We start from the raw sequence: 13082 nt of genomic DNA, 5'->3' as shown, positions 1-13082 counted from the left end.
GCGCGGCCCGGGGGAAGGCGAGGTTCAAGCGCTAGGCCACTTCGCGTTCGCGCAGCTCATGGCAGGTCCCGCATTGGAACACGCCCTTGTGATGGCACTGGGCGCACCACATCATGGCATCCTTCTGCAGGTTCTTGCTATGGATCTTATGGCAGTCGGTGCAGGTGGGCGGGTTCGCGTCATGCTGCTCGTTGCTCACGTACTCGTGCGGGTTCTGGACCTTGCCCTTCTCGTCCTTGAACTCCGTGTTGTCGGCGGTCTGCACCGCCATGTCGGCCATCGTGCCGTGGCATGCCGGATCTTGGCAGGTGGCCGCATCCACCGTGACCACCGTGGCCTTAGAGGCGGGCTTGTCGGCATAGGTCACACCCTCGTGCGCCTCCTTGAGGGGAGCTTCCAGGGTATGGCATTGGTTGCAGGCCAGGTCGCCATGCTCGGACGCCTGCGGACACTGCGCGTCGGCCAAGGTCTCCGTCTCGGTCGTATGGCAGGTCTTGCAATCGATATCCATGGTCCAGTCTACCTGCTGGGTGGCCATGGGATCTTCCTTCGGAGCCTTAGCGGGGCCTTCGCCCTCGCCCGCCTGCTTAGGCGCGCAGCCCGCGGCCGTGCCCAGCGCCACGGACAAGGCCACCACGGCAACGGCCAAGGCCATGAGGCCCTTGCGGGCGGTATTCGTCGTTTCGTTCGTCATAGCCAGCTTTCCTATCATGGTTGCGGCCCGGCCGGCCGCAAACGGCCGACCGGGCCCGGTCGCAAGTGCGCTCGCGCGCCGCAGGGAGGGAGGGCGCGGCGCGCGGCGTCGTCAGGTTGCGGGACTACTTCTTGTCCCAAGGCTCCAAGCCGGCGCAGTGACGGCCGGCGATGCGGCCCCACACCATGTTCTCGGAGTTGTTGCCGCCGGTAATGCCGTAGCTGTGTGCCTGGAAGTTGCCGAAGCTGCCCGCGGCGTACAGGCGCGGAATCACGTTGCCGGCCGGGTCGAGCACCTCGGCGTTCACGTTCTTCTTCGGGCCGCCCAGCGTAGAGCAGGACCCGGGGTAGATGGAGATGGCGTAGTACGGGCCGCTCTCGGAGAGCTTGTTCTCCTCGGCCGTGAGCTCGCGGTCGAAGCGCGCGTCCTTGCCGGCGTCGCAGAAGGCCTGGTACTCGGCGAACGTCTCCTTGAGCGTGTCGATGTCCATCCAGTGGTCGAAGTCCTTGATCTTCTGGCCCAGCTCCTCGAGCGTATCGCCCTTGAGCACCCAGCCGCGTTCGATCTCGACCTGGTTGTCATCGGACCAGCCGTCCCACGCGCGGATCTCGTCGGGCAGGTCGGTGGTGTAGTTGCCGCACTCGAACCAGCCGCCCTGCTGCGTGCCCATGGGGCCGCCGTCGATGCCCTTCTGGTCGAAGATCTGCCACGACGGGATGCGGTCGTAGTCGTCGATCTTGTCGCTGAACGACATGAGGGTGTGCCAGCCGTTGTGCGCCGTGCCGCCCGTCTTGGCCTCGTTCTGGTACCGCTTGCCCAGGCGGTTCACCGTGAAGAACGCGTCGGACTGCGGGCTGGCGAAGATGGCGAAGTCGTAGTCGGGGTCGCGCGTCCACATGGCCGTGGTGGAGATGACCATGTTCATGTGCCAGAGCTTGGCGCCCACTTCCTCCACCATGCGGATGCCGTCGCCGGTGTTGTACTGCCAGCCCTCGAACTTGAAGGGATAGATGCTCAGGTAGGTGTTCTTGAGCTCCTCGTTGAACTCGAAGCCGCCCGTGCACAGCACGACGCCCTTGCGGGCCTTGATGGTCTTCTCGGTGCCGTCCTCGAGGAAGCGCACGCCCACGATCTCCTTGGTGTCGGGATTCTGGACGAGGTGCTCCTCGGTGCACTTGAACTTGATCTCGATGGGCAGGCCCAGCTCGGCGCGCTTGGCCTCCAGCTCATGGAACGTGGTCATGCCGAAGCCCTCGACGTTGGACACGCCGATGCAGCCCGCGTACTTTCCATCGTCCAGGAACCAGTACTCGGGGATGGTGCCGGCGAGCGCCTTCTCGGCCACCTCGTAGGTCATGCCGTACTTGTCGGCGTAGTCGGTGTGCTTCGTAGCCTCGCCGATGTAGGCGTCGATCATGTCCTCTTCGATAAGGCCGTGGCCGAACGCCACGCAGTAGTCGCGGAACAGCTTCTCGTCCTTGATGACCGTCCATTCGCCGTTGTTGATACGGCTGTTGCCGCCGCCCTCGACCGGCGCCTTCTCCAGGATGACGACCTCGGAGCCGCCCTCGTCGGCCGCGACGAGCGACGACCACATGCCCGCTCCGCCGTAGCCCACCACGACGACGTCCGTCTCGTAGTCCCACGACTTCGGCATCCAGTCGCCCGAGGCGGCCGATCCGCCCGACGAGCAGCCCGCGAGCGCGGCGGAGCCGGCCACGGCGGCACCGGCAACAGCGGCACCCTTCAGGAAGTTGCGACGTGAAATCTCGCTCATGGTTCCTCCTTGCGAACCGGACGGGCTCCTGTGATCGACGCTCCCCGCATCGACCGTCCCCCTCCTCGGTGACGGCCCGTCCGTCAACAGGCGCATTCTAGGCGCGTTTTCCCGCGAGCACACCAGATGATCGGTGTGATTGTCATGTTTAACCAATTATCAACTTTTGATCAGGCGTGATGTGCCCCTCTCACATTATCGATCCGATTGATGCCGAAGGGCTTCGCCCGTATGATGGAAAGCGGTTCCCGTATCCCACAGACGCGCCGCTCGTTCGATGCGTGCTCGGGGGTGGGATTTTGCGAGAGCGGCATGGGGCCAGGGGTAAGGGGAGGCGCGCGGCACGACGGCCCTGTCGTGCGCGGCATGGCGAGGGGAAGCCCATGAAAAGCAAGACGTCCGCAGCCGATGCGACGCCGGACGGGCAGCGCGCTCCAAGCGCGTCACCCGTCCGGTTCTCGCTCGACTACCTTATTGTCATCGCGGGGTTCGGCTTGTGCCGGGCCTGGATCGTGTTCAGTCTCTCGGCGTCGGTCTCGAGCTTCGAGGCGCGCGCCGATTGGGTGTTCCTCGTGGCCGGCGCCGTGGCCGCGGCGCTCGCAGCCTTGGTCATGACGCGCTTCGTGGGCAGCTTGCCGCGCATGCACGAGCGGCTCACCGACATCATGCTGGGCCTTGCGGCGTCGTCGGCACTGTGCATCCCAGCGGCAACCTGCCTTGACTCGGCGTCGCTGCTCATGCTCGGACTCATAACGGGAGGTGCGGCGGCAGGCCTTCTGCAGGTCATGTGGGGAGAGCGCTTCGCCGCGCAGGACCTGTACTTCTCGCTCGCCTGCGCCCCGGCAGCCGCTGTGGTCACGGGTCTCGTGCTGGCCATGTCCTCCGACGGAAATCTCATCGCCTTCATCGCGTTGCCTGCCGCGTCGATCGTCCTGTTGGCTTTGGAATGCCGCCGTTGCGGCATCGTGTGGAAGACGGGGCTGCCAGAAGGCCAGATGGAGGACGATCCGGAGGAAAGCGAAGCCGCCACCGAGCGAGAAGGCGGAGGAACCTCCTTCTCGCGAGCCCGCGCATCGCACGGATACCTTCGCCTCGACGCGCCCTCAACGAAGCTCATGGTTTCCATCATGGTGTTCTCGTTCCTCGTCCGCATGCTGGACGCCTTCCCCATCGCCGGCGACGACCCCTTCGACCTGTTGGGAGGGATCGGATCGTTCAGCCTCGTTGTAGTGGGAGCCGTGTTCCTCGTGCTGGTGTTCTTCATCAAGGACCGCATGAACATCTCGCTCGTCTACCGCCTGTCGCTACCGGTGATGATAGGAGGGCTGATAGCACTCGCCCTCGTGTTCGGCGAGCGCGCCCCGCTGGCCGTGCTGCTCATCGCCACGGGCTACGAGCTGTTCGACATCCTGGCCTGGGTGTTGTTCGGCGAGATCGCGCGGCGCATGGGCCCGGGCGCCGCGCCGTACGTGTTCGGCGTAGGCGTGGCCTACATGTTCCTGGGGATGGCTGCGGGATACGTGGCGAGCGCCGTGATGATCCCCCTGGTGCACGAGGGCGTGCTGCAGCTGAGCGCCGTTGCGCTGGTTGCCGTGCTTTGCCTGGTGATCATCGCGTTCCTCGTGCTGCCCGAAAGCGTGGTATCCTCGATCCCCCTCATCAAGGGTGCCGGTCGCCGCGCAGAGAAGCCGACCGACGAGCAGGAGGAGCGTCCCGACCCACAGCTCACGCTGGAGCAGAAATGCGCAGGTGTGGCCGAGGCGTGCGGTCTGACGCCGCGCGAGCGCGAAGTGCTGCAGTTCCTGGCCCGGGGTCGCACGCTGTCCATCGTGGCGCGCGACCTGCACATCGCGAAGAACACCGCGCGCACCCACATAGAGAAGATCTACCAGAAAACCGACATCCACAAGCAGCAGGACCTCATCGATTTCGTGGAAAGCTGGGAGGAAAACTGACGCGTCCCCGATGTGTGCGAGCCGCTCTACCGCTCGCACACATCGGGGACGCGACGAATGCGCGTGCCCGGGCGCCTGGGCTACACCACGGCCTTGCGCTCCAGCAGGTGCGCGAGCGCCTGCATGGCCTGGTAGGCAGGGTTCGGCACCTCCTGTGGACCATCCTCGCCGTCGACGACGATGGTTTCAGGCAGGTCCTCGTCGCTCGGAAGAGGGGCGGCACCCTCCACGCGCACACTCTCGATGTCGTCCCCGATGCGCAGGCGGTGCATCACGTCGAGACCTTCCTCCACCTGACCGAACACAGTGAAGCGGTCGTCGTATTCCGGATGGTCCGCCAGCGAGAAGAAGAACTGGGAGCTGCCGGTGTTCGCATCCTTCTTGTGCGCGAGCGACAGCGACCCCTCCACGTGGCGGTTGCGCTGGTTCGCCTCCCACTCGTCGGCAATGACGTAACCGGCGTCGCCGATGCCCGGGTGCACGCCGCGCAGCTGCTCGCGCACGGCCATGCGCACCTGCTGCGGACGAAGCGGGCGCGTGACGGGGCAGCCGCCCACCACCACGTCGCCTTCCACACGACCGTGGAAGTTCTGATGGTCGTAGAAGCCCTTCTGCGCCAGCTCCACGAAGTTGCCCACCGTGACGGGGGCGTCCTTCCCGAACAGCCGCGCGCGTATCGTTCCCTTGCTTGTCTCGAACACGGCCACCTCGTTGCCGGTCGGCACGTAGCGCGGCGTGTACAGCGGCTTGACGATCATTCCCATGGCCCTCCCCTTTCCCTCCGTTCTCACGTTCGGGGCAACTCTACTCCCCGCGCGCCGCTGCGGCATCGGATGGAGAATCGTATTTTGCCTTCAGCCCCGATCGTCGTCGGATCGCCTGATCGCAAAGCCTTCGGCTCTGGCGCCTCAATCAAGCAGCCAGCTCCAAGCCGGCACAATGTGGATGGTTCCCACCGCGGTCTCGATCGTCTCGGTTTCGTCCAATGTGATGATCTACGACTCGTTCACATCGTACAACGGCATGGCGGCCTCCAGGGCGCGCACTTCGCGACGGCGCGTTCTCGCATCCGCCAAGCTGCACGACACCTGCACGAGCTGCCACGCCTCTTGCAGCAGCGCATCGCCGACGACGAAATCAGCCTCGTGCCTGGACGAGCCCTTCTCGAACGACAAGCGGGCGATGCCTCCCTGCCGAACCGGGTTCGTCTGACGTCGAAGCCTGTTGAACACCGCCGTTTCAAGCTTTTGCCCTTCGTCGCGCGTCGGAGAGGGCGAGAACGCCGAGAACATGGCCGGATCAACCGCGTATACTTTCGCGCTTGAACGCGCGTTTTCGGAAACCGCCCTCGAGAACTCTTTTACGGCAAGATTGTTGTCGGATCGTCAATCTGTCGGAGGAAGCGAGTTCTGCTTACAGCTCCAACTCCAAACCAACGGGGCAGTGGTCGCTGCCGTAGACTTCGTCGTAGATGCAGGCGCTCGCCACCTTCGGGGCCAGCGATTCGCTGACCAGGAAGTAGTCGATGCGCCATCCGGCGTTGTTCTGCCGCGCCTTGAAGCGGTAGCTCCACCACGAGTACGCGCCCGTCACGTCGGGGTGCAGGCGGCGGAAGGTGTCGGCGAAACCGGCTTCCAGCAGGTCGGTGAACTTGCCGCGCTCCTCGTCGGAGAAGCCGGCTTTACCGCGGTTCGGGCCGGGGTTCTTCAGGTCGATCTCCTGGTGAGCCACGTTGAAGTCGCCGCACATGACCACCGGCTTCGGCGAGGTCGTCTCGCCCGGCTCGGTGCGCGGCAGCTCGCTGATGCACACGTGGCCCTCGCCGGGCGCCGGGCGCTGCACCGGCACGCCGGCGGGCAGCACGCCCTCCTCGAGCCCCTTGCAGAAGTCGCGGAACGCGTCGTCCCACTCCATGCGGTGCGCAATGCGCGCGAGCTCGTTCTGGGCGTTCGGCGTGTACACGTCCACGAACCAGAACTGCGGGAACTCGAGCGCCACGATGCGCCCCTCGGCATCCAGGTAATCGCTGCCCAAACCGTGCAGCACCTGCAGCGGCTGCTCCTTGGTGAACACGGCAGTGCCGGAGTAGCCCTTCTTCTCGGCGTAGCTCCAATACTCACGGTACTGAGGAAGATCGAGCGTGGCCTGGCCCTCCTGCAGCTTCGTTTCCTGCAAGGCCACGATATCGGCATCGAGCTCGCACACGATGTCCTCGAAACCCTTTTTCTGCACGGCACGCAGGCCGTTCACGTTCCACGAGATGAAGCGCATGGTGGTGCCTTTCCTCGTTGGTCGACTTGGTCGTTCTGCGGTTACATTTCCCCGTTCCGCTGCTCCGGCATGTCGCCCCCGCCTACGATTTCTCGGTTTCGCTATTATAGCGCTCCCGACAGGGCAAGCTCCGCCCAATGCGAGCGCGCTGAAAGCAACCCCGCCTTTCCCTTACTTGTGGTACGGCTCGCCGCGCGAGATCTTCTGCGCGCGGTAGAGCTGTTCGAGCAGCACGACGCGCGCGAGGTTGTGCGGCAGCGTGACGGGCCCGAAGGACAGCGTCTCGTCCGCGCGGGCTCGCACAGCCTCGCTCACGCCGTCGGAACCGCCGATGACGAACGCGATGTCACTCGCGCCGTTCAGCTTGAGCGCGTCGATGCGCCGCGAGAAGCCCTCGCTCGAACGCTGTTTTCCGTCGATGGCCAACAGCACCACGTGCGACGACGGCGAAAGCGCCCCCACGATGGCCGCACCCTCGCGGTCGCGCGCCGCGTCCACGCCCCCGGCACGGCCGGGATCGACGTCGGCTATCTCGCGCACCTCGGTTTTCGCGTAAGGCTGCAGGCGCTTGAGGTACTCGGCGCACGCGTCCGTCCAGAACCGCTCCTTCAGCTTCCCCACCGCAACCACTGTGAACTTCATGCGCCTCGCCTCCCGAACGGCCCTTCCTTCAAGGAGAGATGATAGCGCACTTCCATGCCGAGCGACCGGCATGCTCAACTTGCTCCAGGGGAGTCCGCCCTGGCATGAAGGCGCCGGCCAACCCCATCAAAAAGGCCGGGGCCTCGCAAGCGAAGCTCCCGGCCAAACGTTTACCGTGCTTGAAGGACCCGCCCAGCATGTCGGCCGCCTGCGCAAAGGGGGTCGGGGATTGGCCCCGGCGGCCGCAGAGACTAAGCGGGCAGCACGATACCGAAAAATTCCTCCAACAGCGCGCGGTACTCATCCTCCGACGTGACCGTCCTCGTTTCCTTGCCCTCCGGAGCCACACGCACGAACTGGTCTTTCGTAATGGACACGTTCCCGTCTTCCGTGCGGCGGTTCACCATCCTCCATTGCGTGAACACGGAGTCGGGGTGCGTCGAGCAGTAATACGAGAGCGGTATGCAGTCGGTCAGCGCCGCCGGGGCGTCCAGCAGGGCGAACACCGGTGTAGGGGCCACGGTCTCGCCACGTTCTTGCGCAGCGGCGAGCTTTGCGGCGGTCCCGCAGTAGATGACATGCCACCAACCCCCATCGTGCAGCTCCACGCGGAACACCTGCCCGCGCGACTCGAGCTCCGCACCGTCGACCAAGGGAATGGCGCACGCCGGCGTCGGGCCGCCGTACCCCACCTCGGCGATGTAGCGCCCATCGCCCAGCGTGACGATGATGCCGCGGTGCAGTATAGGGTAGACGTAACCGCGATCCTTCAGGCTGCGGCCAAGGCACGGCATGGTCTTGACGCCCGCGTCCTGCAGCAGCGCATCGAGCAGAGCGTTGAGCTCGAAGCAGTAGCCTCCGCGGTTGCCGACGATGATCTTCTCGAACAGGTCGGGGATGCCGAGCTTGATGGGACGGTGGAAATCGCACACGTCAAGGTTCTCGAAGGGAATGCGGCACTGGTGCGCGAAGATGATGCGATCCAGATCGTCCTTGGCAAGCGGTGCCTCGGGACGGGACAGGCCCAGCTTCTCCCAGTACCGATTCGCATCCGGAAGCTTCTCGTACAGTTCCTCGTACATGGCATTCACCCCTCAAGTAAGCGCCGCTCAGCCACCCGCGTCGCTGCGGCGGTCCCCTCATCGCGTGATGCTATTCTAAGGCAGGGGTGTTGGGAGACGCTTCCTTCCCCAGGGTCGAATGATCCCGGGGATTCGTCCCCGTAGGCTGATTTTGGGGTTTACCAGTCCGCGCCGAGCACCACGAGGAAGTCGCCGTCGAACACGTACTCGCCGGTGTTCTGCTGGGCCTTGCCCACACCGATGGCGTTGGCAATCTCGCGCGCCTCCGTGGCCTGGTCGCCGCGCTCGTAGATGACGATGGTCTGCGTGTAGTCGAAGCTGTCGGCGTTGCCCGTCTCAACGGTGTAGCCACGGGCCTCCAGCTTCTCGGCGGCCTCGGCACCCGCGCCTGCAAGGCCGTTGCCGTTCTTCACTACCACGGTGCTGGACTTCTTGTCGTTCGAGGAGGGCGGCGCGCTCTTCTTCTCCTCGTTCGCCTCGCCGGAGCCGGTGGTGGCGAGCACGGTGCCGGACGTCTCGTCGACCTCGTCCTCCTCGGTGGGAGGCAGGCCCTGGTCGACGCGCGACATCATGGTCTTCCACGCCTTGGCATCAAGGTACTCGTACCAACCCCCGTTGATGTAGGCCGAGGTCGTGGGTTCCATGGCCGTGTAGATGTCCTTCTCGGGATCCAACCCGCGCATGCTCTGGGCAATGGACAGGATGTCGGTGATCTCGAGGTCGGTGGTCACGTACTGGGAAAGCGCTTGCACGGAGCCCACCATGGTGGCGGCATCGGATGTGAGGATCTTCTTCGCGATGGCCGACAGCACGAGGCGCTGGTTGGCCGCACGGTAGCGGTCGCCGTCGCCGAACTCGTCGTAGGCGTGCCGTGCGCGGCACAGGATGAGCGCCTGGTCGCCGTTGAGCGTCTGCAGGCCCTCGTCCACATGGCCGCCGGCATCCTCGTCGTCGATGGTCATGGGCACGTCCACCTCCACGCCGCCGAGCGCATCCACGATGTCCTTGAAACCGTCGAAGTTGATCTCGGCATAGTGGGTGATGGGCACGCCTGCCAGCTTCGACACCGTCTCCACCGTGTACGATGCGCCGCCGATGGAGTGCGCCGCGTTGAGCTTCTGCTGGCCGTACTCGCCCATGTCCACGAGCGTGTCGCGGTGGAGCGACACGAGCGCTACCTTCTTGCCCTGCGGGTCGATGCGCGTGACCATCATGCTGTCCGAGCGGAACTGGTCGCCCGCGTACTCTGCGGACGCCTCGCGGTCGGATGATCCGTCCGTTCCCATGAGCAGCATGTAGAAGGGACCGCCCTCGTAGGGGTGGGCCGCCTCGGCGGCTGCGAGCGTGCGGGCCAGATCGTCGTCGATGCCCTGGTGAAGGTTGTTCGACACCGTCTGGTAGTAGGCGAACGCCGCGCCGGCCCCACCCAGGCACAGCACCAGCACCACGGCCACCGCGACGAGCGCGATGCGCTTGCGCTTGGCACGCTTGCGGCGCTGGGTGTACTCGACTTGGGAAACGCGACGGGTGTAGGGATTGTCGTCGTCGCGCGTCGAGCGCGGGGAAGGGGTGCGCGAGGAATCAGAAGAGCGTCCGTACGCCGACGGATCGAACGAATCGCGGCGCGTATACGCACCGTCGCGGGAAGCCCTGTCAGAGCGGCCGTCGAATCCCGTGGAGTTGGACGGTCGGCGAGCGGGGCGGCGCTGATTGCTTCTTCTGCTGCTCATGAGGAACTATTTTGACGGGCGAAGCGCACGAGGGCAAGGGCTGGCCAGCGTCTCTAGGAAAAAGCCATAGGGCTCGGCGGAAGGCACGGCACGGCGACGGGAGCAGAGGGCCGGAGCACGGTGCCGCCCTTCCCTAGCCCGCGTTCAGGCGGTTGCGCACGTACTCGTTCGCCGCGTTCTCCACGGCGTCGTCCAGCGGGGCGAGCTCCGGGACGGGCACGCCGGCCCGTCGTGCGCGACGTTCGAGCGCGCGGGCGAGCAGGGCGTCGGCCACCTGGGGGTTCTTCGGCAGCAGCGGACCGTGCAGGTAGGTGCCCACCACGTTCCTGTAGCGCACGCCGTCGCGCTTGTCGCTGTCGTTGTTGCCGTGGCCCGTCGATGATGCCACGTCGCCGAAAGCCTCCACGCCGACGCCGAGGCGCGTGCGGCCCGCGTGGTTCTCGTAACCCACCACAACCCGTTCGGCCAACGGCGAGCGCAGTGCGATGTTGCCTATGAGCCGGTTGCCCGAGCCGCCGGGTGCGCGCTCGGTGGTCATGTCCACCAACCCCAGGCCGCGCACCACTTCCTCGCCCAGCAGCCACTCGCGCCCGAGTATCTGGAAGCCGCCGCAGATGGCCAGCAGCACGCCGTCGTCCTCCACGTAGGCATGCAGGTCGTCGCGCATGCGTATGAGGTCCTCGGACGCCAGCCGCTGCTCGCGGTCCGGGCCGCCGCCCAGGAACACCAGGTCGACGTCCGCCAGGTCCACGTGCTCGCCGTGGTTCACGCGGCGCACCTCCACGGGAATGCCGCGCTCGCGCGCCCGGCGCTCGAGCACCTTGACGTTCCCGCCGTCGCCGTAAAGGTTGAGCAGGTCGGGGAAGAGGTGCGCGATCATGAGCGGGGCGGGATCGGCGCCGGCGGCTGGGACGTTCTCGTTTTGCGCCGGGGAGGAAGGGCCGACCGGAGCGCGGTCGCCCTCCGTCACCTGGCTGGCGAGGCGGATCGGGGCGGCGGCGCCATCCGTTGCCTGGGCGGCTCCCGACCCGGAAGGATCCCCGGGCGACTTAGGGGAGGAAGAAGCCCCTCCCGCAGCATCGGGCGCTTCGCCTGCGAGCCTTCCCAACTCTGCGTGCACGGGCGGGAGCGCGGTGTAGTTCGCTATCACGTAGGCGCGGGCGTCGGACGGCAGGGCGTCCATCTGAGCGAACATCGCCGACGCGTCGTCGACGAGCGCGGCATCAAGGCCGGCGTACTTCAGGCGCACCTGCACGTCGTTCTTGCGGATGCCGCCCGCGAACACGCGCAGGCCGGGCTGGCCTGCCAGCTCCTCGAAGTCGATGTCCCACAGCCACGACACGTCGCGGCCGTCGCCCTCCTTGTCGTTCACGAAGAAGGCCACCGCCTTCGGCCCCTCGTCCTGCAGGATGATCTTGATGTTCTGGTTGAACCCGGTGGGGTTCTTCGCCAGGTTCAGCAGCGTGCGCCGCCCCGCCACCGAGAACTCCTGCAGGCGGCCGTTGCGCGGGTCGAACGCGTCGATGGCACGCTGCAGCGCCTCGGCCGGCACGCTCACGAGATCGGCTGCCGCCCAGGTGGCAAGCAGGTTGTATACCATGTACGCGCCGCTGAACGGTGCCTCGAGCGCGGCATCACCCCGCGGCCCGCGCGCGGCAAACGACAGACCGTCGGCGCCCAAGCGCACGTCCCGGGCGGCACAGTCCAGCGCAGGGCGCGCGAACCCGCAGGTGGGACAGCGGTAGGCCCCCAGCTGCCCGTACTGGCGGTACGCGTATTCCAGCATGGTGGAGCAGCGCTGGCACATCTGCGCGTCGGCCACCGTGTTCTGCGGCAGGTGCAGGTCCTCGTCAACGCCGAAGGCGACCGTGGGGTTGCCCACGCGCTCGGCGATGGCGGCGCACAGCGGGTCGTCGGCATTGAACACGAGCGTGGACTTCGGCGACGCTGCGAGCGCGCCCGCGATGCTCTCCTGGATGCGGTCGATCTCGCCCACGCGGTCCAGCTGGTCGCGGAACAGGTTCAGCAGCAGCACGTAGTCTGCCTGAAGGTGCGGCAGGATCTTCGCCAGCCACAGCTCGTCGCACTCGAACACGCCCCAGTCGGCCTCGCGGGCATGCAGCAGCGCCGTGGCCACGCCGGAGTCCAGGTTCGCGCCCGTGCGGTTGCACACCACGCGCTGACCGGCGGTTTCCAGCGCGTCGGCCAGGAGGTTCGTCACCGTGGTCTTGCCGTTCGTGCCCACCACGCACACTGAGCCCTTCTGCAGGCGCGGGGCGAGGTCGGCGATGACGCGCGGGTCGACGTAGAGGGCAACCTTTCCCGGGAAGTTTGCGGCGGGACGATGGAACACGTGCTTCAAGCCCCACGTGGACACGGCGCTGACGGCGCGCGCGGCGGCGAACTGCAAGCCCATGGGCAATCCTTTCGGTTCGAGACGCGCCCCAGTATAACCCTTATCGCCGACGGGTCCGCAGGCACCGCGGCCTGCCGTCGTGTTCCCTCCATACAAATTTCAGTAGAAAGGCTTGCCGACCTTCCGCGGCAAAGGTTTGAACGTGCTATGGTGTTAAATTGGATCATACGGGCGGTTCGTCGGTGACGAACCGTGCTTTGCGCGCTCGCCGAGCGCATGTTTCGGGTAGAATGAAGCGGACGACGACAACGACGACTAAGCACGGCGTTCGATCGCCATGGGGGCAGAGATGTACGACGAATTCGGAGAACACCCCTCGCACAACGCGGATAGCAGGCGCATGCCGCGGCCGAACGGCCGCGAGCGCACCGATGCCGCCCACCGCCACATCCCCGAAGGCTCCCCAGCGCATCAAGCACGCGCCGGCGTTGCACGCACGCACGTTTCCGCGCGGGAAGACGATGCCGCGCCGAGCCAACGCGCTGCAGGACGCCCCGTATCCCATCCCTCGTCGC

At 66.0% G+C, this 13082-nt stretch carries 10 protein-coding genes; 1 reads left to right on the top strand and 9 read right to left on the bottom strand.

Features of this window, described 5'->3' with window-relative positions; translation table 11 throughout:
• Positions 1–31: 31 nt before the first annotated feature.
• Complete coding sequence (locus BN3560_RS07630; RefSeq protein ID WP_167380493.1) at positions 32–694, bottom strand: cytochrome c3 family protein; 663 nt, start codon at positions 692–694, stop codon at positions 32–34.
• Positions 695–818: 124 nt separating this feature from the next.
• Positions 819–2471 (bottom strand): FAD-dependent oxidoreductase, encoded by a 1653-nt coding sequence (locus BN3560_RS07625; RefSeq protein WP_096227587.1) that lies wholly within the window; start codon positions 2469–2471, stop codon positions 819–821.
• A gap of 383 nt (positions 2472–2854) precedes the next feature.
• Between BN3560_RS07625 and BN3560_RS07620 the strand changes: the two genes are divergently transcribed.
• Positions 2855–4426, top strand: a complete 1572-nt coding sequence (locus BN3560_RS07620) for a helix-turn-helix transcriptional regulator (RefSeq protein ID WP_157780556.1) — start codon at positions 2855–2857, stop codon at positions 4424–4426.
• A gap of 80 nt (positions 4427–4506) precedes the next feature.
• Here BN3560_RS07620 and BN3560_RS07615 read toward each other — a convergent pair whose 3' ends face one another.
• From BN3560_RS07615 to BN3560_RS07585, 7 genes are all read right to left on the bottom strand, one after another.
• The gene (locus BN3560_RS07615) at positions 4507–5190 is read right to left on the bottom strand and encodes a peptidylprolyl isomerase (protein WP_096227585.1); all 684 of its coding nucleotides are present in this window, start codon (positions 5188–5190) and stop codon (positions 4507–4509) included.
• Positions 5191–5421: 231 nt separating this feature from the next.
• Positions 5422–5601, bottom strand: a complete 180-nt coding sequence (locus tag BN3560_RS14490) for a hypothetical protein (RefSeq protein ID WP_147611931.1) — start codon at positions 5599–5601, stop codon at positions 5422–5424.
• 238 nt (positions 5602–5839) lie between these two features.
• Entirely contained in the window at positions 5840–6697 is an 858-nt protein-coding gene (locus BN3560_RS07605) for an exodeoxyribonuclease III (protein ID WP_096227583.1), read from the bottom strand.
• A gap of 171 nt (positions 6698–6868) precedes the next feature.
• Positions 6869–7339, bottom strand: a complete 471-nt coding sequence (gene rlmH, locus BN3560_RS07600) for a 23S rRNA (pseudouridine(1915)-N(3))-methyltransferase RlmH (protein ID WP_096227582.1) — start codon at positions 7337–7339, stop codon at positions 6869–6871.
• A gap of 251 nt (positions 7340–7590) precedes the next feature.
• Positions 7591–8421 (bottom strand): arylamine N-acetyltransferase family protein, encoded by an 831-nt coding sequence (locus BN3560_RS07595; protein ID WP_096227581.1) that lies wholly within the window; start codon positions 8419–8421, stop codon positions 7591–7593.
• A gap of 158 nt (positions 8422–8579) precedes the next feature.
• On the bottom strand, positions 8580–10151 hold the full coding sequence (locus tag BN3560_RS07590) for an LCP family protein (RefSeq protein WP_154269967.1): 1572 nt from the start codon (positions 10149–10151) through the stop codon (positions 8580–8582).
• Between the two features lie 133 nt (positions 10152–10284).
• Positions 10285–12567, bottom strand: coding sequence for a MurT ligase domain-containing protein (locus BN3560_RS07585; protein ID WP_096227580.1), 2283 nt, complete (start codon positions 12565–12567; stop codon positions 10285–10287).
• Positions 12568–13082 lie beyond the last annotated feature (515 nt).

Source organism: Gordonibacter urolithinfaciens (assembly GCF_900199375.1).
In the GTDB taxonomy this organism is placed as follows: domain Bacteria; phylum Actinomycetota; class Coriobacteriia; order Coriobacteriales; family Eggerthellaceae; genus Gordonibacter; species Gordonibacter urolithinfaciens.
This window is presented reverse-complemented; position numbering and strand designations above follow the sequence as displayed.

Excerpts from the sequence above, each read along its gene's own strand:
- BN3560_RS07615 (WP_096227585.1), bottom strand. The coding sequence starts at position 5,190 with ATGGGAATGATCGTCAAGCCGCTGTACACGCCGCGCTACGTGCCGACC.
- BN3560_RS07630 (WP_167380493.1), bottom strand. The coding sequence starts at position 694 with ATGACGAACGAAACGACGAATACCGCCCGCAAGGGCCTCATGGCCTTG.
- BN3560_RS07620 (WP_157780556.1), top strand. The coding sequence starts at position 2,855 with ATGAAAAGCAAGACGTCCGCAGCCGATGCGACGCCGGACGGGCAGCGC.
- BN3560_RS07585 (WP_096227580.1), bottom strand. The coding sequence starts at position 12,567 with ATGGGCTTGCAGTTCGCCGCCGCGCGCGCCGTCAGCGCCGTGTCCACG.
- rlmH (WP_096227582.1), bottom strand. The coding sequence starts at position 7,339 with ATGAAGTTCACAGTGGTTGCGGTGGGGAAGCTGAAGGAGCGGTTCTGG.
- BN3560_RS07625 (WP_096227587.1), bottom strand. The coding sequence starts at position 2,471 with ATGAGCGAGATTTCACGTCGCAACTTCCTGAAGGGTGCCGCTGTTGCC.
- BN3560_RS07595 (WP_096227581.1), bottom strand. The coding sequence starts at position 8,421 with ATGTACGAGGAACTGTACGAGAAGCTTCCGGATGCGAATCGGTACTGG.
- BN3560_RS07605 (WP_096227583.1), bottom strand. The coding sequence starts at position 6,697 with ATGCGCTTCATCTCGTGGAACGTGAACGGCCTGCGTGCCGTGCAGAAA.
- BN3560_RS07590 (WP_154269967.1), bottom strand. The coding sequence starts at position 10,151 with ATGAGCAGCAGAAGAAGCAATCAGCGCCGCCCCGCTCGCCGACCGTCC.